29 protein-coding genes are annotated in these 22,772 nt (G+C 64.6%); 10 read left to right on the top strand and 19 right to left on the bottom strand.

Features of this window, described 5'->3' with window-relative positions; genetic code table 11:
* Positions 1-5: 5 nt before the first annotated feature.
* Genes MVA47_RS03045 through MVA47_RS03035 form a run of 3 tightly spaced genes read left to right on the top strand, consistent with a single transcriptional unit; the run spans position 6 to position 2,807 of the window.
* Positions 6-392: a Zn-ribbon domain-containing OB-fold protein gene (locus MVA47_RS03045; protein ID WP_247206620.1), complete on the top strand. Its 387-nt coding sequence runs from the start codon at positions 6-8 to the stop codon at positions 390-392.
* Complete coding sequence (locus MVA47_RS03040) at positions 389-1,540, top strand: thiolase family protein (RefSeq protein WP_247206619.1); 1,152 nt, start codon at positions 389-391, stop codon at positions 1,538-1,540. Before MVA47_RS03045 ends, MVA47_RS03040 begins: the two co-directional genes overlap by 4 nt.
* Before the next feature lie 16 nt (positions 1,541-1,556).
* Positions 1,557-2,807: an acyl-CoA dehydrogenase family protein gene (locus MVA47_RS03035; RefSeq protein WP_247206618.1), complete on the top strand. Its 1,251-nt coding sequence runs from the start codon at positions 1,557-1,559 to the stop codon at positions 2,805-2,807.
* 19 nt (positions 2,808-2,826) lie between these two features.
* Here MVA47_RS03035 and MVA47_RS03030 read toward each other — a convergent pair whose 3' ends face one another.
* Genes MVA47_RS03030 through MVA47_RS03020 form a run of 4 tightly spaced genes read right to left on the bottom strand, consistent with a single transcriptional unit; the run spans position 2,827 to position 5,103 of the window.
* Positions 2,827-3,123, bottom strand: a complete 297-nt coding sequence (locus MVA47_RS03030) for a hypothetical protein (RefSeq protein WP_247206617.1) — start codon at positions 3,121-3,123, stop codon at positions 2,827-2,829.
* 22 nt (positions 3,124-3,145) lie between these two features.
* Positions 3,146-3,622: an LLM class flavin-dependent oxidoreductase gene (locus MVA47_RS26620; RefSeq protein WP_308280465.1), complete on the bottom strand. Its 477-nt coding sequence runs from the start codon at positions 3,620-3,622 to the stop codon at positions 3,146-3,148.
* The gene (locus MVA47_RS26615; RefSeq protein WP_281504624.1) at positions 3,592-4,029 is read right to left on the bottom strand and encodes an LLM class flavin-dependent oxidoreductase; all 438 of its coding nucleotides are present in this window, start codon (positions 4,027-4,029) and stop codon (positions 3,592-3,594) included. The genes MVA47_RS26620 and MVA47_RS26615 overlap by 31 nt, the downstream gene beginning before the upstream one ends.
* A 54-nt stretch (positions 4,030-4,083) precedes the next feature.
* Positions 4,084-5,103, bottom strand: coding sequence for an aldo/keto reductase (locus MVA47_RS03020; protein WP_247206616.1), 1,020 nt, complete (start codon positions 5,101-5,103; stop codon positions 4,084-4,086).
* Between the two features lie 185 nt (positions 5,104-5,288).
* Here MVA47_RS03020 and MVA47_RS03015 point away from each other — a divergent pair, with 185 nt between their 5' ends.
* Genes MVA47_RS03015 through MVA47_RS03005 form a run of 3 tightly spaced genes read left to right on the top strand, consistent with a single transcriptional unit; the run spans position 5,289 to position 6,964 of the window.
* Positions 5,289-5,855, top strand: a complete 567-nt coding sequence (locus MVA47_RS03015; protein ID WP_247206615.1) for a TetR/AcrR family transcriptional regulator — start codon at positions 5,289-5,291, stop codon at positions 5,853-5,855.
* A gap of 43 nt (positions 5,856-5,898) precedes the next feature.
* A complete protein-coding gene (locus MVA47_RS03010; RefSeq protein ID WP_247206614.1) occupies positions 5,899-6,417 on the top strand; it encodes an SRPBCC family protein in 519 nt (172 codons plus the stop codon).
* Positions 6,418-6,448: 31 nt separating this feature from the next.
* Entirely contained in the window at positions 6,449-6,964 is a 516-nt protein-coding gene (locus MVA47_RS03005; protein ID WP_247206613.1) for a hypothetical protein, read from the top strand.
* Positions 6,965-7,034: 70 nt separating this feature from the next.
* Here the strand turns inward: MVA47_RS03005 and katG are convergent, their stop codons facing one another.
* From katG to MVA47_RS02985, 4 genes are all read right to left on the bottom strand, one after another.
* Positions 7,035-9,260, bottom strand: a complete 2,226-nt coding sequence (gene katG, locus MVA47_RS03000) for a catalase/peroxidase HPI (protein ID WP_247206612.1) — start codon at positions 9,258-9,260, stop codon at positions 7,035-7,037.
* Between the two features lie 49 nt (positions 9,261-9,309).
* A complete protein-coding gene (locus MVA47_RS02995) occupies positions 9,310-9,741 on the bottom strand; it encodes a Fur family transcriptional regulator (protein ID WP_247206611.1) in 432 nt (143 codons plus the stop codon).
* A 78-nt stretch (positions 9,742-9,819) separates the two neighbouring features.
* Positions 9,820-10,245 carry an SRPBCC domain-containing protein gene (locus tag MVA47_RS02990; RefSeq protein WP_247206610.1) on the bottom strand — a complete coding sequence of 142 codons (426 nt, stop codon included), beginning with the start codon at positions 10,243-10,245 and terminating at the stop codon, positions 9,820-9,822.
* Positions 10,242-10,646, bottom strand: coding sequence for a RidA family protein (locus tag MVA47_RS02985; protein ID WP_247206609.1), 405 nt, complete (start codon positions 10,644-10,646; stop codon positions 10,242-10,244). The genes MVA47_RS02990 and MVA47_RS02985 overlap by 4 nt, the downstream gene beginning before the upstream one ends.
* Before the next feature lie 63 nt (positions 10,647-10,709).
* On the opposite strand from MVA47_RS02985, the gene MVA47_RS02980 reads away from it, so the two are divergent.
* Positions 10,710-10,913, top strand: coding sequence for a YafY family protein (locus tag MVA47_RS02980; RefSeq protein ID WP_247206608.1), 204 nt, complete (start codon positions 10,710-10,712; stop codon positions 10,911-10,913).
* Positions 10,910-11,698, top strand: coding sequence for a YafY family protein (locus tag MVA47_RS02975; protein ID WP_247206607.1), 789 nt, complete (start codon positions 10,910-10,912; stop codon positions 11,696-11,698). Before MVA47_RS02980 ends, MVA47_RS02975 begins: the two co-directional genes overlap by 4 nt.
* Here MVA47_RS02975 and MVA47_RS02970 read toward each other — a convergent pair.
* The 4 genes from MVA47_RS02970 to MVA47_RS02955 form a co-directional block, all read right to left on the bottom strand.
* On the bottom strand, positions 11,654-12,013 hold the full coding sequence (locus MVA47_RS02970) for a thiocyanate hydrolase (RefSeq protein WP_247206606.1): 360 nt from the start codon (positions 12,011-12,013) through the stop codon (positions 11,654-11,656). The two genes, MVA47_RS02975 and MVA47_RS02970, sit on opposite strands and share 45 nt — an antisense overlap.
* Position 12,014: 1 nt before the next feature.
* Entirely contained in the window at positions 12,015-12,740 is a 726-nt protein-coding gene (gene scnC / locus MVA47_RS02965) for a thiocyanate hydrolase subunit gamma (RefSeq protein WP_247206605.1), read from the bottom strand.
* Between the two features lie 16 nt (positions 12,741-12,756).
* Complete coding sequence (locus tag MVA47_RS02960) at positions 12,757-13,593, bottom strand: SH3-like domain-containing protein (protein ID WP_247206604.1); 837 nt, start codon at positions 13,591-13,593, stop codon at positions 12,757-12,759.
* Between the two features lie 102 nt (positions 13,594-13,695).
* Positions 13,696-14,619, bottom strand: a complete 924-nt coding sequence (locus MVA47_RS02955; protein ID WP_247206603.1) for an RNA polymerase sigma-70 factor — start codon at positions 14,617-14,619, stop codon at positions 13,696-13,698.
* A 154-nt stretch (positions 14,620-14,773) separates the two neighbouring features.
* Between MVA47_RS02955 and MVA47_RS02950 the strand changes: the two genes are divergently transcribed.
* Complete coding sequence (locus MVA47_RS02950) at positions 14,774-15,259, top strand: carboxymuconolactone decarboxylase family protein (protein ID WP_247206602.1); 486 nt, start codon at positions 14,774-14,776, stop codon at positions 15,257-15,259.
* 28 nt (positions 15,260-15,287) lie between these two features.
* On the opposite strand, the gene MVA47_RS02945 is transcribed toward MVA47_RS02950, so the two are convergent.
* Complete coding sequence (locus tag MVA47_RS02945) at positions 15,288-15,647, bottom strand: Rv2640c family ArsR-like transcriptional regulator (RefSeq protein ID WP_023958611.1); 360 nt, start codon at positions 15,645-15,647, stop codon at positions 15,288-15,290.
* A 98-nt stretch (positions 15,648-15,745) separates the two neighbouring features.
* Here MVA47_RS02945 and MVA47_RS02940 point away from each other — a divergent pair, with 98 nt between their 5' ends.
* Positions 15,746-16,225, top strand: coding sequence for an ArsI/CadI family heavy metal resistance metalloenzyme (locus tag MVA47_RS02940; protein ID WP_247206601.1), 480 nt, complete (start codon positions 15,746-15,748; stop codon positions 16,223-16,225).
* A gap of 178 nt (positions 16,226-16,403) precedes the next feature.
* Here the strand turns inward: MVA47_RS02940 and MVA47_RS02935 are convergent, their stop codons facing one another.
* From MVA47_RS02935 to MVA47_RS02910, 6 genes are all read right to left on the bottom strand, one after another.
* Positions 16,404-16,838: a low molecular weight phosphatase family protein gene (locus tag MVA47_RS02935; protein ID WP_247206600.1), complete on the bottom strand. Its 435-nt coding sequence runs from the start codon at positions 16,836-16,838 to the stop codon at positions 16,404-16,406.
* Positions 16,831-17,940, bottom strand: coding sequence for an ACR3 family arsenite efflux transporter (gene arsB / locus MVA47_RS02930; protein WP_308280464.1), 1,110 nt, complete (start codon positions 17,938-17,940; stop codon positions 16,831-16,833). The genes MVA47_RS02935 and arsB overlap by 8 nt, the downstream gene beginning before the upstream one ends.
* The gene (locus tag MVA47_RS02925; protein ID WP_247206599.1) at positions 17,937-18,251 is read right to left on the bottom strand and encodes a helix-turn-helix transcriptional regulator; all 315 of its coding nucleotides are present in this window, start codon (positions 18,249-18,251) and stop codon (positions 17,937-17,939) included. Before MVA47_RS02925 ends, arsB begins: the two co-directional genes overlap by 4 nt.
* A gap of 158 nt (positions 18,252-18,409) precedes the next feature.
* Complete coding sequence (locus MVA47_RS02920) at positions 18,410-19,483, bottom strand: acyl-CoA dehydrogenase family protein (protein WP_247206598.1); 1,074 nt, start codon at positions 19,481-19,483, stop codon at positions 18,410-18,412.
* Positions 19,484-19,489: 6 nt separating this feature from the next.
* Positions 19,490-22,033 carry a putative PEP-binding protein gene (locus MVA47_RS02915; RefSeq protein ID WP_247206597.1) on the bottom strand — a complete coding sequence of 848 codons (2,544 nt, stop codon included), beginning with the start codon at positions 22,031-22,033 and terminating at the stop codon, positions 19,490-19,492.
* Positions 22,030-22,743, bottom strand: a complete 714-nt coding sequence (locus MVA47_RS02910) for a hypothetical protein (protein ID WP_247206596.1) — start codon at positions 22,741-22,743, stop codon at positions 22,030-22,032. The genes MVA47_RS02915 and MVA47_RS02910 overlap by 4 nt, the downstream gene beginning before the upstream one ends.
* Between the last annotated feature and the right edge of the window lie 29 nt (positions 22,744-22,772).

Below are 22,772 nucleotides of genomic sequence, written 5' to 3'. Positions count from 1 at the left end.
TCGGCATGGAAGAAACCGTCGTAGACGAAACCTTGTTCGCCCAACTCGATCCGCCCGTGCTGGCCGGGTCGGGTTGCGCGGCGTGCGGCGTGGTGGTGTTCCCGTTTGCGGCCCGGTGCCCGGCATGTGCGAGCGCAGCGATGGAGCAACGGTCACTCCCGACCCGCGGCAGGGTGTGGACCTGGACATCGCAGTCGTTCGCGCCGAAGCCGCCGTACGAGATACCTGAGTCGGGTTTCGAGCCGTTTGTGGTCGGCTACGTCGATCTGGGGCCGTTACTGGTGGAATCGAGAATTCTCGGACCGGTGGTTATCGGCGACGAGGTGGAGCTACGTCTTCTCCCATTGGCCGGCGGCGACATCTCCTTTGCGTTCGGGAAGATCGCCGAATGAGCGCCAGGGACGTCTACATCGTGGGTGCAGGCATGCACGCCTTCGGTCGGCACCCCGGGGTGACCGGTATGGACATGGGTGAGCACGCATTGCGGGCCGCTCTCGTCGATGCAGGACTCGAATGGTCCGACATCGACGCCGCCGTCGGTGGGAGCAATGTGTCCGGCAAGCCGGATTCGCTTGTGTCGCGGCTCGGTTTGACCGGCATACCGTTCACCACCGTCAAGAACGGCTGTGCAACAGGCGGAGTGGCATTGTCCACCGCGGCCGACATGCTCACCGCCGGACGCGCGGATGTGGTTGCGGTTGTCGGATTCGACAAGCACGAGCGAGGGGCGTTCGGTTCGGATCCCGCTGCCTACGGGCTCGGTCAGTGGTATGCCCGGAGTGGGATGATGGTCACCACCCAGTATTTCGCGATGAAGACCCAGCGGTATCTGCATCAGCACGGCATCGACAGGACAGCGCTGGCGGCAGTGGCCGAACGCGCTTTCGCCAACGGCGCAAAGCATCCGATGGCGTGGCGTCGCACACCGCTCACCGCGCAGCAGGTGCTCGATGCCGCAACGGTCAACGACCCGCTGACCCAGTACATGTTCTGCTCGCCCGGCGAAGGCGGCGTGGCGTTGATCCTCGCCCGCGGCGACCGTGCTCATGACCTGTGCGACACGCCGATTCGGCTCGCGGCCGTCGAGGTCCGAACCCGGCGATTCGGTTCCTTCGAGGTGTTCTCACCCTGGCTGCACACCGACCCGGTGAACAGCCCCAGCATCGACGCCGCTGCAGCCGCGTTCGATGCTGCAGGCGTGCACCCGGCTGATGTCGGCGTTGCGCAGTTGCAGGACACCGACTCTGGCTCAGAGTTGATCCATATGGCCGAGACCGGCCTGTGCCGGCACGGCGAGCAAGCCAAACTGCTCGACTCGGGTGCCACTCGTCATGACGGAGAACTACCCATCAACACCGACGGCGGCTGTCTGGCCGGCGGCGAGCCCATCGGGGCGTCCGGATTACGCCAGGTACACGAGGTGGTCCGCCAGTTGCAGGGGCGCGCCGAAGGCCACCAGGTGCCAGATCAGCCGGAGATCGGTTTCACCCACGTCTACGGTGCCCCGGGCCTGTCGGCATGCACGGTCTTGACCGTCTGAGCACGAAAGGACCATCGTGACCAAAACTCTCGACACCGTGCCGGCTCTCGCCGACTTCCAGGAGGAGGTACGCCGCTGGCTGGCGTCCATCGTGGACCCGCGGCCGGCGCCGACTCCGACGGACAAGCCCGACCTCGCGGTGTTCCGTAACCTGTCCGACGAAGACGAACTCAATTTGCTCGACGCCGTCCGGGCGTATCGCCGACAGCGTTTCGACGCCGGCTATGGCGCCGTCACGCTCGCCGTCGAACACGGAGGCCGTGGACTGCCTGCCTCTTTCGCATCGGCGATCGCACAGGCCGAGCGTGAGTTCGACGTCCCACCGTCCACTGAGCTGATCAGCGTCACCACCGGACTTGTCGGTCCCGCCGTTGCCATGTTCGGAACTGACGAGCAACGGGCAGATTACGCGAACCCGTTGCTGCGTACCGATCTTCTGGCGTGCCAACTGTTCAGTGAGCCTGGCGCCGGTTCGGATCTGGCGGCTCTGAGTTGTCGAGGTGTTCGGGAGGGCGACGACTGGATCTTCAACGGCCAGAAGGTGTGGTCGTCGGGTGCCAGATTCGCCGATCTGGGCATGTTGCTGGCCAGAACCGACCCCGACGCACCAAAACACAAGGGAATCACCGCGTTCCTGATCCCTCTTGATGCAGAGGGCGTCGACATCCGGCCGATTCGGCAGATGAGTGGTGGCGCCTCATTCAACGAGGTGTTCCTCCAGAACGTTCGGGTGTCGGACAGCATGCGACTCGGTGCGGTCGGCCAGGGCTGGAAGGTCGCCAGTGCCACATTGGCATTCGAACGTACGGCGTCCGGATCGGTCACCCGGAAAAAGGGCGGTTCGGTCGCCGAACTCGTTGCGTTGGCCAAATCACTGGGTGTTGTGGACGATCCCCTGGTACGCCAAGATCTGGCGGACGCCTACATACGCTCGGAACTCCGTGCCGCAACCGCCGACCGCGTCGCTCGTGCCGCCGCGGCCGGCCGGTCGCCCGGCCCAGCTGCCTCGGTGGGCAAGCTGATGGCTTCCGACGTGCTCGGACGTATCGGTGAGATCGCTGCAGACCTGTTGGGCAACAACATCACTGCAGCCGTGGACCCTGATCAGTTCGCCTGGACGGAGCATCTCCTGGGCAGTCCGGGCTACCGGCTGGCGGGTGGCACCGACCAGATCCAGCGCAACATCATCGGCGAGCGGGTACTCGGCCTTCCGCCTGAGCCGCGTGAAGACCGCGACAAGCCGTGGTCGCAGCGCGACAGACGCTGACCGGCTGACGCGCGGGCAGTCACGACCGTTCCTGGCCCGGACGAGGTACGTCGGCCTCCCAGCGTGCGCGCCGTTCGTCGTCCGTCTGTTCCCACCACGGTGTACCGCGTTCGCCGAGAGCCACTTTCGTGGCCTGGACACCTGCTCGTGACTCCGGCGCGCCGCTGGTCCGTTTCACCTCTCGACGCCAGGCCATCAGTATCGAGCGTAACTCGGCACTTCGATCTTCTGGAATCGCAGGATCCGTGGCGCGCCAGCGGCGCCCGCCCACCACGATGTAGCGACCATCATCGGTGTGTTCGACTTCCTTGGCCATGCAATCAGGCTGCCACAAGTGGTCAAGCGTGTGCGTGAGCGAATGTGCCGATGAGTTCATCGGCCACCCAGCGGGCCACGCCGACCGGGTACGGAGCGGGCAGACCCAGCACGATGTGGCCGAACCCGGCATCGACCACTTGGCCGATCGCGTCCCGGGTGCGCTCCGGCTCTTCATAGGAGACCGGCACATGGATCGAGCGGGTGATCGAAGCAGGGTCGCGACCGATCTCGGTGCAGAAGCGATCGAGCAGGGTGCTGCGCGCGATGACGTCGTCGATGTCGCCCCCGGGAATGTTCCAGATGTCTGCGTGCTCGGCCACGATGCGCAGCACTGCGGACGAACGCCCGGCGATCAACAGTGGCGGATGTTGACGCTGAACAGGTTTCGGATTCTGCAACGCCCCGGTCAGTTGCACGTACTCGCCGTCGAAGTCGAACGGTGAGTCCTCGGTCCACAGGCGTTTGATCACGACGCAGGCCTCGGCGAGACTGCCCACCGCATGAGCGACATCATGGAACGGCAAGCCGTGCGCGGGTATTCGCGTCGAGCTTCCGGAGGGTTCGGCCGCGAGCCCGCTCCGATCCCGAAGTCCAGCCGACCGTCGGAGATGATGTCGACGGTGGTGGCGATCTTCGCGAGCATCGCCGGCGGTCGAAAGCGGTTGCTGGTGACCAGGAGGCCGAGGCGTAGACGCTCGGTCTCTGCGGCGAGAGCCGAGAGCAGCGTCCAGCCTTCGAAGATGGGCCCGTTGGGGTCGCCACCGATCGGCATGAGGTGGTCGAACAGCCAGGCATGTTCGATCTCGGGGATCGCGTCCGCCTCGAGCCACACGCGGAGGACGTCGCGGTAGTCGACTTGTTGTTGGGCGGTGAGGATGCCGAAGCTTGGTGCAGAGGTGGGCATGAATCTTCCTTTGAGAGCTTTTGCAAGACCTGAGAAGTTGGTCGGATCGGTGGGTCAGCGACGCCGCAGCGATGGGTCGAGAAGGGCGGGTGGAGTGTCGACCTTCTCGTCCGGAGCGAGATCCGTACCTGGAGCGACAATGGCGTCGATGGCATCGAGGATGTCTGACGAGAGCACCGTGTCGGCGGCCGCAGTCTGGGAGTGCAGATGTTGCAGCGTGCGGGGGCCGATGATGGCGCTGGTCACGCCGGGATGAGCGGTGACGAAGCCGAGCGCGAGTTGGATCAGGGTCAGGCCCGCCTGGTCGGCGAGACCCGCCAACTGCTCCACTGCCTCCATCTTGGCGCGGTTCACCGGGATTGTGGTGTCGAACCGGGCCGGCATCAGACCAGAACGGCTGGTTGCGATCTCACGACCTTCGCGGATCGCGCCAGACAGCCAACCCGACGCCAGTGGGCTCCACGCCAATACACCCATTCCGTACTCCTGCGTGACCGGCAACACATGGGTCTCGATGCCCCGTTGCAGGATCGAGTAGCTGGGCTGTTCGGTCACATATCTGCTGAGGCGGTATTCACGGGACGCCCACTGTGCCTGAACAACTCGGTATGCGGGGAACGTCGAGGAGCCGAAATAGCGTATCTTGCCCGCCCGCTGCAGATCTGTGAGTGCAGAGAGAGTCTCCTCGTCGCTGGTGGTCGGGTCCCACCGGTGGATCTGGTACAAATCGACATGGTCTACCCCGAGCCGGCGGAGGCTGTTGTCGAGCTCCATGGTGAGCCAACGGCGGGAACTGCCTTGATGATTCAATTCTTCGCCCATCGGCATGTTGGCCTTCGTCGCCAGGATGAGGTTGTCGCGGCGACCGGAGATCGCACGGCCGACCATCTCTTCGGACTCTCCCTGGCCGTACATGTCGGCTGTGTCGATGACATTGATCCCAGCGTCAAGAGCGGCATCGACGATGGCGGTCGCTTCCTCTTGGGTGGTGCGACCGATGGCGCCGAAGTTCATCGCTCCGAGCGCCAAGGTGCTGACCTGGACGCCGGTACGACCCAGGGTGCGGTACTTCATGGTGTCTCCTCTGACAGTGTGACGCGAGAGCTTGTGCGGCTCTGGCATACTGATCGAAACGGAACTGCGTTCCGATATGAACGATACGGAACAATGTTCCGTTTGCCAAGCGGAAGGGGTGACGCGGCACTGTGATGGCCAAACGCACGTCGGAAACACCCAGCCCTCACGTGGCGGAAAAGGATATGGGCACGCCCCCGGCTCGGAAGCGGTCAGATGCGCGACGGAACGAGAAGACCCTGCTGGATGCAGCGGCCGCCGCGTTCGTCACTTCCGGAGTCGAAGTGCCCGTGCGCGCCATCGCCGCGAAAGCGGGGGTGGGCGTCGGCACCATCTATCGGCACTTCCCGACGCGGGCCGACCTGATCGTCGCCGTCTACCGTCACCAGGTCGAAGAATGCGCGCAGGCCGGCCCGGCGCTCCTGACGTCCGTGACGTCCCCGCACGCTGCGCTGACCCAGTGGATCAATCTTTTTGTCGACTTCCTGGTGACAAAGCACGGTCTGGCCGAGGCCCTGCAGTCGGACGACGCCAGGTTCCAGACCCTGCACAGCTACTTCCTCGACCGGCTGGTCCCCGTATGTGCTTCCCTACTCGAAGCCGGCGCGGCCGCCGGTGAAACCCGTTCAGACGTCGCCGCATTGGAGCTGATGAGGGGCGTCGGCAACTTGTGCATCGGATCGGGTGACACCTCGACCTACGACGCAAGACGCATGGTCGGAATGCTCATGGACGGATTGCACGTTCGCTGACGCGAGGTATCCGCCGCGGCCTGCCCACCACTACTGTCGAGAGATGCCCACAGCCAAGCGCCTCATGCAGGTATCCGACAGCATCGACATCGCTGCGGACCCCGGTCGTCTGTACGAGATGGTCAGTGACCCGACCCGGATGGGTGAATGGAGCCCGGAGAACCTCGGTGCAACCGTGGTGAACCCGGCGGCCGACGGCGCAGCTTTTGTGGGGATGGTGTTCGACGGTCGCAACAGGCGTGGGCGCACCAAGTGGGTCACCCGTTGCACGGTGACCGCAGCCGAGCCCGGTGCGCACTTCGCGTTTCGAGTCCATGCGATCGGACCGAAGACCCCACGCCTCAAAGGTGCAAATGCATCCTGGGAGTACCGGTTCGCAGTTACCGAGGACGGTCGCACCCGAGTCACCGAGACCTGGTTCGACGATCGGATCAAGTGGCCCGATGCGGTGGCAGGTGTGTTCGACCGGATTGTCACCCGCGGAATGACATTCCCGGAGTTCCAGCGCCGAAACATCGCGAAAACGCTTGAAGCACTGCGCACAGCTGTAGAAAGTCGGTAAAGCGGACGTTCGGTGATGTAAGACTATGCCGATGACCTGGCACCGCGTATTCCCGCTCGCCCGCATCACCGGCCATGTTGCCTGGTGGGTGTTCGTGGTGGTGACGTTGTTCGCAGGTGGCATCACCTGGACGGGGGCCAGCGAGTACCTCGGCCCCACGTCCGGCACGGGGTGGTCGGGAAATCGGCAGGCCTACAGCGAGATCACAGCTCCGGTGGCCATCGCCAACTTTACGGGTGCGTCGTCGTTCGAACACGATCCGTGGACCCAGCTCGAAGTGCTGTCGGTGACTGCATTCGCAGTGGTGCTCCTCGCTGCTGTGATCGAGGCAATCGCATCGCGTCAGGTGGTGCCGGGGATCGTGACTGTTGCGGCGCCGTGCGTCGCCTTCGGGTTGCTGTTGTCGGCAACTCCCGGCGTCCTCGACAGCATTCAGTTCGGAACGATGCAGACCCTGGGTGTGGTGCTGGTCGCAGTCGCTGTGCGGGAGGTGTGGGCCCGCCGGTTTGCCCCGGGCCCGGGGATCGGTACTTCAGACAAGCCGTGACACACGGCGATGCCGGCCCCCTGAACGGGACCGGCATCGGCGTAATCTGTTCTGTCAGTTGATCAAACGATCACTTCAGGTCGAAGCGATCATTGTTCATGACCTTCACCCATGCGGCGACGAAGTCGTTGACGAACTTGTCCTTGGCGTCGTCCTGCGCGTAGACCTCCACGAGCGCACGCAGCTGGGAGTGCGATCCGAACACCAGATCGACATCCGTCGCGGTCCACTTGGGAGCACCCGTCGACCGATCGGTGCCCTGGTAGATGCCGGCATCGGAGTCGGCTGCCTTCCACTCGGTGCCGATGTCGAGCAGGTTGACGAAGAAGTCGTTCGTCAGTGTGCCCGGGCGGTCGGTGAAGACGCCGTGCTTGGTCCCGCCATGGTTTGCACCCAGGGCGCGCAGACCACCGACAAGAGCGGTCAGCTCGGGTGCGGTCACGTCCAGCATGTAGGCGCGGTCGAGCAGCAGCACCTCCGCCGGTGTCTTCTCTCCGGTGCGAACGAAGTTGCGGAATCCGTCGGCCCGCAGTTCGAGCACCTTGAACGACTCCGCATCGGTCTCCTCCTGCGAGGCATCGGTGCGACCGGGCGTGAACGGCACCGTGACGCCGTGGCCGGCGTCCTGGGCAGCCTTCTCCACAGCGGCGGATCCGGCGAGCACGATCAGGTCGGCCAGCGAGATCTTCTTGCCGCCCGAGCCGTTGAAGTCCTGCTGGATCTGCTCGAGAACGGTGAGCACCTTTGCCAACTCGGCAGGCTCGTTGGCCTCCCAGTTCTTCTGCGGCTCAAGGCGAATACGCGCACCGTTGGCTCCACCGCGCATGTCGGTGCTGCGGAAGCTACTGGCCGACGACCATGCAGTGTTGACCAGCTGGGCTACCGACAGACCGGACTCGAGCACCTTGCTCTTGAGCGAAGCGATGTCCTGGTCGTCAACCAGTTCGTGGTCGACTGCCGGAACCGGGTCCTGCCACAGCTGTGCCTCGGGGACCCAGGGGCCCAGGAAGCGGGTGACGGGCCCCATGTCGCGATGCAGGAGCTTGTACCAAGCCTTGGCAAAGGCTTCGGCGAGCTGCTCGGGGTGGTCCAGCCAGCGGCGGGTGATCTCGCCGTAGATGGGGTCCTCGCGCAGCGCGACGTCGGTGACCAGCATGGTGGGGGCCCGGCCCGGTCCATCGAACGGATCTGGGATGGTGCCCGCTCCGGCACCGTCTTTGGCGACGAACTGCCACGCGCCGGCGGGACTCTTGGTCAGTTCCCACTCGAAGCCGTAGAGGTTCTGCAGGAACCCATTGCCCCACTGGGTGGGGGTGGAGGTCCACACGACCTCAAGGCCGCTGGTGACGGTGTCCCCGGCGTTGCCCTTGCCGTAGCCGTTCTTCCAGCCCAGACCCTGCTGCTCCTTCGGGGCGCCTTCGGGCTCGGGACCGATCTTGTCTGCGTTGTGGGCGCCGTGGGTCTTTCCGAAGCTGTGACCACCGATGATCAGCGCAGCGGTTTCCTCGTCGTTCATGGCCATGCGGCCGAACGTCTCGCGGATGTCCTTGGCTGCTGCGATGGGGTCGGGCTCGCCTTCGGGCCCTTCGGGATTGACGTAGATCAGGCCCATGGTGGTGGCGCCGAGCTGCTCGTTCAGCTCGCGTTCGCCCTCGTAACGCTTGTCGGTGCCCAGCCATTGGTCCTCAGGACCCCAGAACACCTCTTCGGGCTCCCAGATGTCTGCTCGGCCGAACGCGAAGCCGAAGGTCTGGAAACCCATCGACTCCAGTGCGCAGTTGCCTGCGAACACCAGGAGGTCGGCCCACGAGATCTTGCTGCCGTACTTCTGCTTGATCGGCCACAGCAGTCGGCGGGCCTTGTCGAGGTTGGCGTTGTCGGGCCAGCTGTTGAGCGGGGCGAAACGCTGTGCGCCCTGACCGCCGCCACCGCGGCCGTCGAAGACACGGTAGGTGCCTGCCGAGTGCCAGCTCATGCGGATGAACAGGCCGCCGTAGTGGCCGTAGTCGGCCGGCCACCAGTCCTGCGACGTGGTCATCAGGTCGATCACGTCGGCCTTGAGTGCCTCCACGTCGAGCTTCGCGAACTCTGCCGCGTAGTCGAAGTCCTCGCCGAGCGGGTTCGACTTGGAGGTGTGTGCGTGCAGGATCGACAAGTCGATCTGCTCCGGCCACCAGTCCTTGTTGGTGAGCGGGGCATGCCCCTTCGGCTTCGGCGACGGTATCGCCGGGTTCTCGCTCTCACTGGCGCTATCGGTTCCGGCGTCTGAATGAGGCGGGCGGCTATCGGAGGTCACAGCGTTCCTTTCGCGGTTAGGTTGATCGGGCTGTGATCACGGGCTGTGATCAAACTCTGGTCGCATCGGCACAATCGGGGCACAGACCCCAATAGGTGACCTCGGCTTCGTCGAGCAGGAATCCGTGCGAGTCGGAAGGGTTGAGACACGGCGCTTCTCCGACCGCGCAATCGGCATCAGCGATCACACCGCACGCGCGGCACACCACATGGTGGTGGTTGTCGCCAACCCGGGATTCGTACCGTGCGACGTGGCCGGCCGGTTGTATCCGGCGCACGAGCCGTGCAGTTGTCAGCGCGCCCAGCACGTCATAGACGGCTTGGCGCGAGACGGACGGCAGCGCTGCGCGCACGAGACCGAAAACGGTGTCGGTGTCGGCGTGTGGGTGACTGTCCACGGCTTCCAGAACGGCCACCCTGGGCTGGGTGACGCGGAGGTCTGCGGCGCGTAGCCGTTCCGCGTTGTCCGGTGTGGTGGCCATGGCTACCACGATAAGCACAGAGCCCGCCCGATGGGAAGGTTTTTCTGGAATCAGTCAAAAAAGATTGCGGCCTGGTGGTCAAACGTCGCGGGTGTCCAGTGCCGCGACAACAGAGGCCATGACAGCACGCCAGTGGGCGCGCTGTTGCTCTCGCTCGCCTGCATCGAGCAGGCGCTCCTGGTGGAAGCGAATCATCGTCTTGCCCGGTCCGCCTGCCCTCACCGCGAGCTGCACGGTGCTGTCGTGGTCCCAGTGGGGTGGCTGCCACGTCAGTCGGATCCGGTCACGCCGGTGGAAAGTCCTTGTCTCGCCGACGACTCCGTTTCGGGTCTGATATGCCCGACCCTTTGCGTCCAGCACCGACACCCCATGCCCGAGCCACAATGCTGTCCCCTCAGCCGACGTGAGGAAATCCCAGACGACGTCGAGCGGACAATCCACCGTCTTCGAGACGCCGATCTGCCATCCCGCGTCTTTGGTGTGACCGGTTTCGCGCGAGCTCATCGCATGACGGCGGCGATCGCGGACAGCTCGACAAGTGCGCCGGGGACCGCCAGCGACGCGACCATCGCCGCCGCGATCAAGGGCGGATCGCCTGTCGGGTCGAGAGCTTGTGCGGCAACGGCATAACCGGCGGTGAGGTCGATGCCGTCGACGGCGAACAGCGTCATGCTCACCACATCCGACATCGTCGCCCCGGCGGCGGCCAACGCGGTCTGCAGGTTCTTCATGACCTGTGCGGTCTGGGCTCCGACATCGTCGCCACCGACGATTGCCCCGGTGGCATCGACCGCGTTCTGGCCGCCGATGTAGATGGTGGTGGCGCCAGGCGGGACAACGGCAACGTGACTGAACGCCGGACTGTGTACCAGCCCTTCGGGTCTGAGCAATGTGATTGTGTCCATGGAGGTGAAGCTAGACCAATACCCTGCCAAGAACTGTCAGGGTTTGGCATCATTATCCACGTAATGTCCACACCGACCGGTCGTCGCCTGCAGATGCTGGCGATCTTGCAGTCGAACCCGGGTATCAGCGCGGGCCGGCTGGCCGATCGCCTCGATGTCACCGAGCGCACGGCGCGACGCGATGTGGAACATCTCCGAGATCTCGGCTATCGGATCGACGCCGAACCTGGCCGTTTCGGGGGTACACACTCGCCGCGGGATCGGTGACCCCACCTCTCGTCCTCGACGCCGACGAGGCACTGGCGGTCGCCCTCGGGCTGCACGGGTCGGTGGGGGTCGGGGGATTGGCTCCCGCCGCGGTCACCGCACTCGCCAAGTTGACCGAGACCATCCCGTCGCGCCTGCGCGGGCGGTTCGAGGCGGTGGCCGCAGCCGAGGCGCTCGAGGGTGGCGAGATGGTGTCTGCAGACGCGGGTGTGCTCGTCACCTTGGCGCTTGCGTGCCGATCAGAGGAGGCCGTCCGCTTCCGGCATCGCCGACGCACAGATCGCCGTGGTGAAGCACGAGATATCCAGCCACTGAGTCTTGTTCGCGCAAGCGGGCGGTGGTACCTGGTGGGCAACGAGCGCGGATCGCAGCAGTGGCTGACCTACGCCCTTGACCGGATCAGCGATGTGAGGCCGCTGGGCACGAGGTTCGGTACCCCGCCCCCACCTCCCGATGCCGCGGCCTTCGTGGCAGACGCCTTCGCTCACGGCTGGCGGCACCACATCCGGGTGCGGCTGTACATGTCGGGCGACGAAGCAAGACGAATAGTGCGTCCGGTGGTCGGCTCGGTCACCGACGACGGTGACGATTGCGTACTGACGCTTGGTGCCGACGACCTGGATTGGGCTGCGCGCTGGCTGGTCTACCAGAACTTCGACTTCGATGTGCTGGAGCCGCCCGCACTGAACGACAGGTTAGGCGCGCTCGGGACCTGGATCGCACACCGGTACGGCGACGCGTCAGGCCTCGAGTCGGGCACGGACGGCGGAGAGCCGCTGACGTAGCTCGGCCTCGTCGATCACGCCACGATCCAGGAGGGAGTGCGCAAGCGAGATCAACTGGCTCTCGGGGTAGGGAACATCCGCATAAATCGTCGATGACAAGCGGTCCTCGTCATCCCTACGGTCGGTGACACTCGGCGCTTGTGCAGAATCGGCTTTGTCGAGAGCGTCACAGACGCCATCAAGACTGGTCTTCCACGGCGGTACCGGGTTTTCGACGCCGTATTTTTGCGCCATCGTCGGCCACACCTGCCCCCGTTCGACGATCTCGGCGAGCGGTGCGTAGTCGCTCGTGCTCCCGGAAGTGCTGTCTCCCATGTCAATTGTCCTGTGCGGGGTGGATTGCGGCCCGTGTCTCGGTGATGACATTGGTGGTCACGCTGGGTTTCGGCAGCGCCACCCCGATGAGGCTGTCGCGGGTGATGATCTCGGCGAGCTCGTCTTCGCTCCAACCCTCGGTGCCAGGCGGTTGCATGGGCATCACCATGAATCGGTGCTTCTGATTCGAATCTTGGACCCGCACAGCAACATTGTCGGGAAGGTAGAGGCCGAATTCGGCGAGTACCTGGCGGGGCCACCGAACCATGCGGCGCCGGTAATTGGGGGTGCGGTACCACTCAGGCGAGTTGCCGAGAATGGGTCGCGGATAGCAGGAGCACAGCGCGCAGACGATGACGTTGTGAACGGTGGGGGTGTCTTCAAGAATGGAGAAGGCGGTGAAATCGCTGGGGGTTCCGAAGCCGGTGGGTTCAAGCCAGTCGACACCGACCTCCTTGCTTGCCGCCATCGGATCACTCAGGGCGAGTTGTTTGAACTCGGGATCGAGCCAGGCGCGAGCAACGAGGCGCGCCGCGGGCGTCGGCCCGATCTGCTCCGCGAATTCGGTGAAGAGCCGGTGCTCTTCTGCGGTGAAAAGCCCTTTCTCGATGCAGAGTTCGCGTAACGCGATCTCAAGCACCTCGAAATCGGTCACCTCGTCGACCATCGGGGCGACAGTCCGCTCGTGGTCATGGTCATGGTCGTGATCGTGGTTGTGCTCGGTCATTCCCCCTGTCCTTCCCCTACGCCGATGCAAGCCAACGTTGCGGTATCTCGGTCCGCAGGATGTCATCTGGTGTGCCGGTATAGCCCTCCCACAGCTCCGCCATCTCGAACCCGACGACGTAGAACCACTCCGGTTTCGCGTCCTCGCGACCCCATGTCTCGTCTTCGGGTGCGGGACTCTCGTAGGCGACGGACTCGATCCGTCCATGGGCTCCGCGCACATACTCGGGTGTGCGGGTGTAGAGCAGCACCGGGAGTTCGCGGACGAGAACGCGATCGCCAACTGCGAACGCGGGCTCGCCGGCCTGCCCCGCGTAGATCTGCGGATCTCCGATTCCCACCGCGTGCCGGTGATGGGTGTTGCGTGAGACCCCGGACCCGTCGCCCTCGTGGCGTGGTGTGGCCTCGAGTCGGTTGCCGGACAGCCCGTCCGGGTAGCGGTTCTGGACTTCTAACATTCTCTCGGCGAGTTCTCCGAGCCCGATGTGGTGCTTCTCCACGAGTATCCGGGCAACGGCGTAAAGCCAACGGCCGTAATACGGTATCCCGAGGTACACCGCCCGGCCGACGTCGACGTTGCCGATGCGCCGGCGTTCTTCGGACAGCCAGATTCCCCGCCACGCGAGAACCTCGCACATCACGTATGTCATGTGCTCCCAGTACTCGTACGCCTTGTTCTCGTACTTCAGCGGCGCATCGGGTTCGCCGCCGACGTCGTGAACAGGCTTCATGTACGCGACAAACCGTTTGTGGTCGAGAAGGTCGGGTGTCGGTGCGTCAGGGAGTTCGGGATAGGACGACTGCAGTCGGGCGATCAGGTCGAGTTGCTCTGCGCGTTCTTGCGAGGTGCTCATACGCCCTCCTCAGGAGTCGCACCTTCGGCGTGTTCGAGCAGTGAATGTACTCCGCGTTCTTATCGGGCGAACCGGATTTCGGAATGTTCGGTGGGGAAGAACTCACCGATCAAGTGAAACCTCTTGGGCAAGACGGGAGAGCTTGTCGGGATTGCGCACGATGTAGAGACCCGTGATCTTGCCCTCGTCGAACCTGAACGACACCGCATTGTCGATCTGTCCATCGATGCTGACGATGAGAGCGGGGGAGCCGTTGATCAGGACTCGCTCGGTGGACACCGATCCCTCGATTCGGGGCAGGCCGCCGGCGAGGAGTCGTGCCACGCGGTCGGACCCGACGATGGGGCGCACCACGGCCTTCTTGACTCCGCCTCCGTCGCCGAGGAGCACCACATCAGGTGCGAGGAGGTCGACCAGCTCTTGCAGATCGCCCGTTTCGACGGCGTGCTGAAAGGCTTGCAGGGCAACCCGTGATTCGTCGGGACTCACAGTGCCTCGCGGTCGGCGAGCGGCAACATGTGCGCGGGCTCGGTGAGCAATCTGTCTGACGGCGGCGGAGGTCTTGTCGACGGCGATCGCGATCTCGTCATACGGAAGGTCGAACACCTCCCGCAATACGAACACCGCTCTCTCGGTGGGTGCGAGAGTCTCCATCACGAGCAGCATCGCCATCGACACGCTCTCGGCCAGCTCGACGTCATCCGCCACATCGGGTGCTGTCAGCAACGGTTCCGGCAGCCATGGGCCGACATAGGACTCGCGTTGACGTCCCAGCGTTCGCAGCCGTGACAGTGCCTGGTGGGTGGCGATTGTGACCAGATACGCGCGCTCGTTGCGGACGTCGTCGAGGTCGACTCCCGCCCAGCGCATCCAGGTCTCTTGCAACGCATCCTCGGCGTCGGCAGCAGAACCGAGGATCTCGTAGGCAATCGTGAATAGCAGATTGCGATGAGCGAGGAACACGTCGGTCGCGGCATCAGAATGACCGCCGGGGGTGTCGGCTGCGGTCAGGGGCTCGTCGGTCATCGGTGCCTTCCTTGCGTTGGTCGCTTGTTCCCCATGAGACGTCCGTGTCGGCGAATGTGTGACACCTGGTTGGGGTGTCACAACCGGAGGCTCCCCGACATCTCGTGGTTGTCGCATTCCGCGACAGACACCATCTCAAGTGAGGACATGACCAATGGTTGCCCGATTCGACATGCTCGACAATGACGTTGCCGCGAAGTTCAGCAAGCGGTTCCTCAACGCCGGCCTGGTGATCGACGATTCGCCACTGCCGAGATCGACCCAGGAACTGGTCAAGATTCGCGCCAGTCAGATCAATGGGTGTGGATTCTGCACGGACATGCACACCAAGGAGGCGGCCGCAGCCGGGGAAACATCGACGCGGCTCAATCTGATTGCCGTGTGGCGTGAGGCAACCGTGTTCACAGACGCCGAGCGTGCTGCGTTGACCCTCACCGAAGAAGCCACCCGACTCGCCGATCATCACCGTGGCGTCCGCGATGAAACCTGGGCGGAGGTGCGCAAACACCATGACGACGATCAGGTTGGCGCCCTGATCTGCCTCATCGCATTGATCAACGCGGCAAACCGGATCAACGTGATCGTGAGAACGCCGGCAGGCGCCTACGAGCCAGGCATGTTCGCGCAGATGTCGAATTGAACGGCGCGTGTGCGGCCGGGCGACGCACTCAGCGGCAGCAGGAGGGGTCGAGAACCTGCCGCAGGGCCTGCAACGCGTCGGTGTGGGCGCGGTAGTAGACGTTCATGCCGCGTCGCTCCGGCCGCACCATGCCCGCCTTCTTGAGCTGTCCGAGATGGTGACTGACCGTCGGCTCGGACAACTTCACCGCCGCGGCGAGGTCGCAGGTGCACACCTCACCCGACTCTGCCGTGAGGAGAATCGACATGAGCTTGATCCGCACAGGGTCGGCAAGTGCCTTGAGCCGCAACGCAACTTCCAGTGCGGCGGCATCGTCCATCGGTGACGCCGAGACCGGCGCGCAGCAGATGGGTGCCGTCATGTCGATCACCGGAAGTGTCTTGGGCATGCCTGAACTCTACCGACTCTCTTGACATATGTCGAAAAGGTAGCCAGTGTGGGTGTGGCAAGTAATTCGACGTATGTCTCACAGGTGGAGGTTAGGCCATGTCCCGTATGCAGCTGGCACTCAATGTCGACGACTTGGATCAGGCGGTCGCGTTCTACTCGAAATTGTTCGACGTCCCGCCGGCCAAACTCAAGCCCGGATATGCGAACTTCGCGGTGACGGAACCGCCACTGAAGTTGGTCCTGCTGGAGAACCCAGGCAAGGGCGGAACGATCAACCATCTCGGGGTCGAGGTGGAGTCGAGCGAAAAGGTTCACGGCGAGATCGCCCGACTCAGCGGCGAGGGACTCTTCACCGAAGAAGAGATCAACTCGACCTGCTGCTTCGCCACCCAGGACAAGGTGTGGGTGACCGGCCCGGCGGGTGAGAAGTGGGAGGTGTACACCGTCCTCGCGGAGTCAGACACGTTTGGCACCAGTCCGAAGTTGTTGTCGGAGAGCGATACCGAGATGGGTTCGAGTGGTTCGGTGTGCTGCGGTTCGGGTGTAGGGGAAGATCTCAGCAAGTCCTGCTGCTAGTTGGTTCGCTCCTGGTCCGCCCCGCTCGGTGTGCTGGTTGTTGCTCGGTCTGTAGCGCGAGCGTTCGCGAGTTCTGCGCGCTGGCCACCAACCCCGCGCGGTGTTCTCGCCGTTGCTCGGTCTGTGGTGCGAGCTTCTCCAAGTTTTGTGAGCTGCCCACCGAGCCCGCTCGATCAGCTCAGGTCAACCGGGCGATCAGGTCGGTGACCCGGGTTGCGATGTCGTCTCGGATCACGCGCATCCGGTCGATGCCCTCGATCCCCCGCAGTGATGGTTCATCGGTGTCCCACACCTCGAGTGTGGTTCCCTCGGGAGGGTTCACCTGCGCGGCTGACCCGACGACCACGGTCACGTCAGCGGCGCGCATCAGGTCGTCGGTGAGCTGGCGGGGCCGGTGATCGGAGACATCCACCCCGACCTCGGCGAGAGTCTGGGCGGACAGTTCGTTCACCCGGCCATCGACCTTCGCTTCGGTGCCTGCTGAGCCTGCGGCCACGGCATCGCCGGCGATCTTCTGGGCGAGGCCCTGCGCCATCACCGACTTGCCCCTGTTGCTCACGCATACGAACAGCACGCTGGGAACCCTGTTGACCGTTGGCATTTCGTCAGACATTGCGCGTCACATCCGTTGCCTGGGTGGACGACGGTTGCGGGGTGAAGCGTCGACGCAGTGCGAGCGACACGTACACCAGGGCGACGAGGACAGGTACCTCGATCAAGGGCCCGACAACACCGGCGAGCGCTTGCCCCGACGTGGCGCCGTAGGTCGCGATGGCGACGGCGATGGCGAGTTCGAAATTGTTGCCCGCCGCGGTGAACGCGAGTGTGGTGGTGCGTGCGTACCCCAGCCCCATCGCTGCCCCGAACGCATATCCGCCACCCCACATGACCGCGAAGTACACCAGCAGCGGGAGGGCGATCCGGATCACGTCGAGAGGCTGCGACGTGATCTGATCACCCTGCAGCGCAAAGAGAATGACGATCGTGAACAGCAGTCCGTACAGCGCCCAGGGGCCGATTCGCGATAGGAAAGTTGTCTCGTACCACTCTCGGCCTTTGCGCTTCTCGCCGAGATAACGGGATAGGAAACCGGCGATGAGCGGGATTCCCAGGAAGATCAGCACAGATTGCGCGATCTGCCAGGGTGACGCCTCGATGGTGGTCTGTTCCAGACCCAGCCACCCCGGGAGTACCGAGAGGTAGAACCATCCGAGCACGGCGAACATGACCACTTGGAACACCGAGTTGATCGCGACAAGCACTGCGGCAGCTTCGCGATCACCGCACGCGAGGTCGTTCCAGATGATCACCATCGCGATGCACCGTGCCAGCCCGACGATGATGAGGCCGGTCCGGTACTCGGGCAGGTCTGGGAGGAACAGCCACGCCAGGGCGAACATCAATGCGGGGCCGATCAGCCAGTTCAGCACCAACGAGGCCACCAGCAGCCGTTTGTCCCCGGTCACGGAGTCGAGACGGTCGTAGCGGACCTTGGCGAGCACCGGGTACATCATGATCAGCAACCCGATGGCGATGGGCAGCGAGACGCCGTCGACCGAAATCGCTGACAGCGCCTTGTTCAGTCCGGGGATCAGCCGGCCGAGCGCCAGGCCGACGACCATCGCGACGCCGATCCACACCGGCAGGAATCGGTCGAGTGTGGACAGCTTCGCGACGACCGCCGGTCTGTCGGCCGCGTTTGTCGCCGTGCTCACGAGGTCACCAGGGCTTCGTCGACGGTGTGCGAAAGATCGGACATGTCGAGTGTCGCCGAGAGCTGTTGCAGCGTTGCGGGTATCACCCGGTAGTAGACCCAGGTCCCGCGGCGCTCACAGCCGAGCAAGCCGGCCTGGCGTAGCACCTTCAGATGATGGGAGATCGTCGGCTGGGACAGGTCGAACGAGTCCGATATGTCGCAGACGCATGCTTCACCGCCGAGGTGACTGGCAATCAGGCTCAACAGTCGCAGCCGTACCGGGTCTCCCAACGCCTTGAACATGCGCGCCAGCTGGACGGTGCGGTCCATGCTGAGCGGTTCGTTGACCAAGGGCGAGCAACAGGTTTCATCGCCGGACGGGTTCGGACTTTGATTCGACACCGATCTATATTGACAGGTGTCGATGCAGTGCGCCAAATGAACATCGGGCGAACGCCTCGGCCGCGCCTCTCCGTGCGGTCAGGCGCTCACCAGGCCAGGGCCGTGGCCAGTCGCTCGCGATGCATGGCACTGCCGCCGAGCAGTTGGGCGTCGGCGCGCGCTCGCCGAAAATAAAGATGGCAGTGGTGTTCCCACGTGAACCCGATGCCGCCGTGTAACTGCACGGCTTCGGCACTCACTGTCCGGTAGGCGTCCGAACACCAGGCCCGTGCGACGGCCCCGGCCTCGGTCCGGTCATCGGACTCGACTGCGCGGCTCACTGCCGAGCGACTCGACTCGACGAGGACAAGCAGATCCGCGAGGGTGTGTTTGACGGCTTGGAAGCTGCCGATGGCCCGACCGAACTGCCGGCGCTCTTTCACATAGTCGACCGTGTGATCGAGGCTGGCCTGAGAACCGCCGAGTTGCTCGGCTGCCAGCACGATGCATGCTGTATCGAGGGCCGGAAGCACTGCAGCAGAGGCACTCCCACCGGTGGTGAGCCGGATCGCCGGGACGGCAGCGAGGTGGACCGAGGCCTGGGCGCGCGTGAGGTCGAGGGTTTCGACGGGATGGACGCCGACGCCGTCTGTGGTCGCCGCGACGACAAAGATGTCGGGACCGTCTGCGGTGTTCGCGGCGACGACAATCCATGTCGCTCCTGCGGCGCCGAGCACGGCCGGGGCGTGTCCGTCGATCACCCAGCCGCCGTCGACTTCGGTTGCAGCGAAGAGAAATTCGTCAGTCGACCACCACCCCCGTCGGTCGAGACCTGCGAATGCCGCAGGCGCTCCCTCGGCGATCTCCGTCAGGACGTCGTCGGGAGGCGTGGGTACGCCCAGTAGGACCTGGCCGGCGATGACGGTGGAGAGAAAGGGGACCGGCAGCAGTGCGGCTCCGAGCTCTTCGGCCACCACTGCCAGTTCGGGGAGACCACCGAGACCTCCCAGGTCTTCGGGCAAGCCCAGTGCGCCGATGCCGATCTGCTCGGCCAGCACCGACCACGCTCTGGCATCCCAGCCAGGGCCGTCGGCATCCAGACGACGGCACAGCGCCGGCCCGCCGAGGTCGGCAGCGGCATCACGGACTGCAGTACGCAGGTCATCGAGTTCGGTACTCACCGCCCATCACCTGCTTTCGAGTGCCGCGTGCGCAGCAGCCAGCCGGGCCACCGGGACACGACGTGGTGAACACGAAACATAGTGCAGTCCAACAGAATCAAGGAAGGCGATTGACGCAGGATCGCCGCCATGTTCGCCGCACACACCGAGCTTCACCGCGGGCCGTGCCTGCTGCGCACTGCGGACGGCCATCGAGATCAACGCCCCGACGCCATCGGTGTCCAGTACGGCGAAAGGACTGTCGTCGAGCAGCCCGTGTTCGAGATAGTGGGTGAGCATGGTCTTCTCGACGTCGTCCCGCGAGAACCCATAGGTCAGCTGCGTCAGATCGTTGGTGCCGAACGAGAGGAATTGCGCGTCTTCGGCCAAGGAGTCGGCCAGCAAGGCGGCGCGGGGTGTCTCGACCATGCTGCCCACGAGATACGGAATCGTCACGCCGGTGTCTCGCTCGACATCCGCTGCGGCCGAACGCACCTGCTTGATCGCTTTGGACAGCTCGCCGGGCAGTGACACCAGCGGGATCATAACCTCGAGTTGTGGTTGCAGCCCTTCGCCGTTCACGGTCACCCATGCCCTGAACAGCGCCTCGGCCTGTGCCGGATACAGCTTCTGTTGCACCATCGCGAACCGCACACCCCGCAATCCGAGCATCGGATTCGATTCATGGGTGTCGGCGGCGCGCTGGGCCTGCGCCTCGTCGCGGTATTCGCCGTCGGCAGGCAGGAACTCGTGGAGTGGGGCGTCGAGAAGGCGAACCGTGATCGGGCGGTTCCCGACCACTCGCAGCAGGTCGGTGAAGTCGCTCTGCTGGGCGGTGGTGAGAGCGGCGATCGCCTCGATTTCTTCAGCCTCTGATTCTGCGAGCACAAGGCGCTGCACAAGAGGAAGTTGATCGCCGAGGAACTGATGTTCGGTGCGGCAGAGGCCGATTCCCTCGGCACCGAGCCGAAACGCCGTTGCGGCGTCCTCGGCGTTGTCTGCATTGGTGCGCACCCTCAGGCGCCGGATTTCGTCGGCCCACCCGAGCAGGACCTCGAGTTCGGCCGATGGCTCGGCGGGGCGGATCGTCACGGTGCCGCAATACACGTCTCCGGTGCGCCCGTTGACCGACACGGTGTCGCCTTCACGGAGTGTCACGTCACCGGCGGTGACGGTGCCGGCGTTCGCGTCGATGCGCAGCGTCGTCGCTCCGCAGACAGCCGGGCGTCCGGCCCCCCGTGCGACGACCGCGGCATGCGATGCCAGCCCGCCGTTCGATGTGACCACCGCGGTGGCCGCGAGTAGAGCCGGCACGTCCGCCGGGCTCGTCTCGGACGCCACGAGGATGACGTTCTTGCCCTGGCCTGCGAGCTGGATCGCGCGGTCGCTCGACAGGGCGATCTCGCCGATCGCAGCGCCGGGAGAGGCCGGTAGCCCGCGTGCGAGCAATTGTTCAGACCCGGTCAGTTTGAGCTGGGCGTGCAGGAGGTCTTGCATCAGGTCTGGTTCGAGCATACGAACGGCTTCGCTGCGATTGATCGAGCCTGCGGTCGCGAGATCCACCGCGAGGTGTGTGATCGCACGTGGTCCGGGGTGTTCGACCGCCTGGGCACTCAGCAACGCCAGCTGGCGGTCTCGCACCTCGAACTCGACCTCTGCGACTCCACGCAGATGCGGCTCGAGGGTTGCGAAGATCTGGTCCAGGATCTGGACACCGCCCGGTGTCTGGTCAAGGGGGTCGCCGGGGCCCGGATTCGGGTCGGCCCGGCGAACGCCGAGATGGAAGACGCCGTGGGGTGCGAAACGGCCGGTCTCGAGGTCGCGGCTGATGGCCGATCCGTACCCGGACTCGTTCCACGAGCCCAGACGCAGCGCTCGGACATGCAGGGCGATACCGAGATCATCGGGAAGCGACAGCGCTCTGCGGGCCCGCTGGCCTCGAGGTGACGCCCACCGCGCCAGCATCGCTTTGGCCGCCAGGCCTAGTTGTTCGGCCGGGTCGGCGGGAAAGGGTGAGCCTGTCGACTCTTCGATCAGTTCGAGCAGCGCGGGCACCTGGGCCCTGCTGTCGGGATGGTCGTCCGCGAGGTCGTCGAGGTCATCAACATCGACTTCGAGAGCGTTCTCGGCGACGAACCGCAGATTCGCGGCCCACGAGTCGTAGATGTCGCGTTCGCGTCCGATCACTTCCACCAGCGCGTCGATGTTCCGGCTGGACAAGCCGATGACCGAGATGGCGGGCGGTAGAGCCGACACGGGTACGGGTGCGCTGCAGCGCAGATGCATGAGCATCGGCCGCCGCTCTGTACGCACAGCCGGCCAGATGCCTCGGACTGCGAGCTTTTCGAGCAGATCGATCGCCGTGGTGGCGGTTTGGTGATCCTGTAGGCCGGATCCGGCGCCGATCGGCACCGTCAATCCTGGGACGACGGGCAGGCCGAGGGCGACGAGGTTGTCCATCTCGACGCCGTGTACCCCGAGCACGTCTGCGCCGAGTCCGCGGGCACGTCCCTGGCCGTAAGGAACGGCGGCGCGGGTCGTTGCCGGGAATGTGTTCTCCGACAACGTCATCGGGACGAACCCGAAACGAGCTCCTCCTCGAGTGCCTCGTCCTCGGCGCGGGTGACACCGAGCATCATCAGAACGTGCTGGTGCAGCCACATCCAGACGGTGTGGTAGCCGTCGGTGAGGGGCGAGGTGAGGGATGCGGTGTCGCCGTCGTCGAAGCGTTCGAGCGCGACCCCGAGACGGTCGCGGTATTCGGTGAGTTCGGGGGCCTGTTTGCCTGCCCGCCGCAGCATCTTCGAGACCGCCGAGTGGATGTCGTCGAGACGATCCCGGATGGAGGCGTCGTACTGGGCGTCCGAGTGGTCGTTGGCCGAGCCGTCCGGTCGGCACTGCCACGCAGTGCACAGTTCACGCAGCTGCCGGTTGACGGGGAGAAAGGCGTGGAGGAAGTCCCGCACGGCCTGCTCCTGCGCACTGCCCTCCGGCAGACGGACCAGACGGCCTGCCTCGGCAATACCCGCGGGGGTCGGCATCACCATCGGACCCTTCGCGATGGCATGCCCGGCGTCGACAACTATCTGGAGCTCAGGGGCGATCGGCCCACGGGACATGCCCTTCACAACAAGATTGACCAGCTCGGCTGACGCGGTGGCCGGTGCAGAGTTGTTGATCGCGAGGTCGTTCATGGTGCTCCTCGAACGGGTCCCGGCTGCGGGACGGCGGATGGCGAGAGTGGTCGGTGCCTCGCGCTCGGAGACTGTGACCGTGCTCATAACGTACCCAAATAGTAGTGGAAGTCAAG

Source organism: Williamsia sp. DF01-3, from assembly GCF_023051145.1.
In the GTDB taxonomy this organism is placed as follows: Bacteria; Actinomycetota; Actinomycetes; order Mycobacteriales; family Mycobacteriaceae; genus Williamsia.
The sequence above is the reverse complement of the archived record's forward strand: the minus strand, read 5'-3'. Positions and strand labels throughout refer to the sequence as shown.

What these genes read in the sequence shown, in the direction of transcription:
- MVA47_RS03045 (WP_247206620.1), top strand. Translation starts at nt 6, where the DNA reads ATGGAAGAAACCGTCGTAGACGAAACCTTGTTCGCCCAACTCGATCCG.
- MVA47_RS03040 (WP_247206619.1), top strand. Translation starts at nt 389, where the DNA reads ATGAGCGCCAGGGACGTCTACATCGTGGGTGCAGGCATGCACGCCTTC.
- MVA47_RS03030 (WP_247206617.1), bottom strand. Translation starts at nt 3,123, where the DNA reads ATGGCCAAGGAAGTCGAACACACCGATGATGGTCGCTACATCGTGGTG.
- MVA47_RS26615 (WP_281504624.1), bottom strand. Translation starts at nt 4,029, where the DNA reads ATGCCCACCTCTGCACCAAGCTTCGGCATCCTCACCGCCCAACAACAA.
- MVA47_RS03020 (WP_247206616.1), bottom strand. Translation starts at nt 5,103, where the DNA reads ATGAAGTACCGCACCCTGGGTCGTACCGGCGTCCAGGTCAGCACCTTG.
- MVA47_RS03015 (WP_247206615.1), top strand. Translation starts at nt 5,289, where the DNA reads ATGGGCACGCCCCCGGCTCGGAAGCGGTCAGATGCGCGACGGAACGAG.
- MVA47_RS03010 (WP_247206614.1), top strand. Translation starts at nt 5,899, where the DNA reads ATGCCCACAGCCAAGCGCCTCATGCAGGTATCCGACAGCATCGACATC.
- MVA47_RS03005 (WP_247206613.1), top strand. Translation starts at nt 6,449, where the DNA reads ATGACCTGGCACCGCGTATTCCCGCTCGCCCGCATCACCGGCCATGTT.
- MVA47_RS02995 (WP_247206611.1), bottom strand. Translation starts at nt 9,741, where the DNA reads ATGGCCACCACACCGGACAACGCGGAACGGCTACGCGCCGCAGACCTC.
- MVA47_RS02990 (WP_247206610.1), bottom strand. Translation starts at nt 10,245, where the DNA reads ATGAGCTCGCGCGAAACCGGTCACACCAAAGACGCGGGATGGCAGATC.
- MVA47_RS02985 (WP_247206609.1), bottom strand. Translation starts at nt 10,646, where the DNA reads ATGGACACAATCACATTGCTCAGACCCGAAGGGCTGGTACACAGTCCG.
- MVA47_RS02980 (WP_247206608.1), top strand. Translation starts at nt 10,710, where the DNA reads ATGTCCACACCGACCGGTCGTCGCCTGCAGATGCTGGCGATCTTGCAG.
- MVA47_RS02970 (WP_247206606.1), bottom strand. Translation starts at nt 12,013, where the DNA reads ATGGGAGACAGCACTTCCGGGAGCACGAGCGACTACGCACCGCTCGCC.
- scnC (WP_247206605.1), bottom strand. Translation starts at nt 12,740, where the DNA reads ATGACCGAGCACAACCACGATCACGACCATGACCATGACCACGAGCGG.
- MVA47_RS02960 (WP_247206604.1), bottom strand. Translation starts at nt 13,593, where the DNA reads ATGAGCACCTCGCAAGAACGCGCAGAGCAACTCGACCTGATCGCCCGA.
- MVA47_RS02955 (WP_247206603.1), bottom strand. Translation starts at nt 14,619, where the DNA reads ATGACCGACGAGCCCCTGACCGCAGCCGACACCCCCGGCGGTCATTCT.
- MVA47_RS02950 (WP_247206602.1), top strand. Translation starts at nt 14,774, where the DNA reads ATGGTTGCCCGATTCGACATGCTCGACAATGACGTTGCCGCGAAGTTC.
- MVA47_RS02945 (WP_023958611.1), bottom strand. Translation starts at nt 15,647, where the DNA reads ATGCCCAAGACACTTCCGGTGATCGACATGACGGCACCCATCTGCTGC.
- MVA47_RS02940 (WP_247206601.1), top strand. Translation starts at nt 15,746, where the DNA reads ATGTCCCGTATGCAGCTGGCACTCAATGTCGACGACTTGGATCAGGCG.
- MVA47_RS02935 (WP_247206600.1), bottom strand. Translation starts at nt 16,838, where the DNA reads ATGTCTGACGAAATGCCAACGGTCAACAGGGTTCCCAGCGTGCTGTTC.
- MVA47_RS02925 (WP_247206599.1), bottom strand. Translation starts at nt 18,251, where the DNA reads ATGGACCGCACCGTCCAGCTGGCGCGCATGTTCAAGGCGTTGGGAGAC.
- MVA47_RS02915 (WP_247206597.1), bottom strand. Translation starts at nt 22,033, where the DNA reads ATGACGTTGTCGGAGAACACATTCCCGGCAACGACCCGCGCCGCCGTT.
- MVA47_RS02910 (WP_247206596.1), bottom strand. Translation starts at nt 22,743, where the DNA reads ATGAGCACGGTCACAGTCTCCGAGCGCGAGGCACCGACCACTCTCGCC.